This is a genomic window from Limimaricola litoreus, assembly GCF_024159025.1.
Classification (GTDB): domain Bacteria; phylum Pseudomonadota; class Alphaproteobacteria; order Rhodobacterales; family Rhodobacteraceae; genus Limimaricola; species Limimaricola litoreus.
The window spans coordinates 1-1,058 of record NZ_JAMYXC010000249.1 but is presented as its reverse complement, the minus strand read 5'-3'; the positions used below and the strand labels follow the sequence as shown (position 1 = coordinate 1,058).

General features: G+C 72.4%; 1 pseudogene. It reads left to right on the top strand.

The features are described 5' to 3' along the window. Positions 1–257 precede the first annotated feature (257 nt). A pseudogene (locus tag NHG85_RS15780) lies at positions 258–1,058 on the top strand (hypothetical protein); the annotation flags it as partial.

Here is a 1,058-nt window from a genome sequence, read left to right as displayed (position 1 = left end):
GCACCTCTGACGCTGGTGGCGATCAGCGCGGCGGCGGCGGCGGCGCTGGCGCCGCTGGGTGGACGTCTCGTCACCGCCTCGCGCCCGGACGCCGAGGCGATGATCGACGCAACCCTCGGCGCCCTTGCGACGTTCGGTAGCACGGACCCTGCGGACGGCAGCAGCGCTTGAGGCCTCGCACGGGGCGGGCTAGGGTCTGCAAATGCCGTGGCGGCATGAATAAAACCGACGCGGTCGGGGACGGAAGGGACAGGGCATTGGCACGCAAGACGACAGGCACCCCCGGCAGGCCGGCCGGCGCAAAGACGGGCACGAGAACGAACGGCAAGCCGGAGACGCCCGGCGCGACGTCTGGCACGACGCCCGAGACCGGCACGTCGCCCGCCGCCCCCGGCACCGCCCCCACGCCCCCGAAGACGGACGACAAGGGCCCGAGCGCCCCGACGCCCGAGACCGCTTCCGCCGCAAAGTCGGAGGCCGGCTCCGAAGGTTCGGCCAAGCCGCGTCCGGCGAGCGCCGCGGTAGATATCGGCACGACCTCCCGCACGACCTCCAGCACCGCAGCCGCGCCGAGCAGCGCGGGCGGCGTGCCCGCCGTCAAGCGCGCGGCGCGCAGCGAGGAGAGTGCAGGCACCGAAAACACGCAGGCCAAGCCCGCTGCTTCGGAAACCGCTGCCGCCAAGCCGCGTGATCCTGCGACCGCCGCGACCACCGCGCTTGCGCCGCGCAAGTCCGGCGGGCTTGGCGCCGGGCTGATCGGCGGGCTGATCTCTGCGGGGCTGGTGCTCGGCGCGGGCTGGCTCTGGCTCGACCGCAACCCGCGCGCCGATGAGTTCGACACCCGTCTCGCCGCGCTGGAGCGCGACACCGCGCCCTTGGCCGACGAGATCGAGGGGCTGCGCGGCGAGACCGAAACCCGCCTGTCGGACATCGACACCCGGCTCGGGACGACCGAGACCGGTCTTGCCGATCTGACCGCGCTCGTCCGAAATTCTGTCAGCGGTGTCGAGGATCGTCATTCGTCCGTTTATGACATCGAACGCCAGATGCTCAGTCCC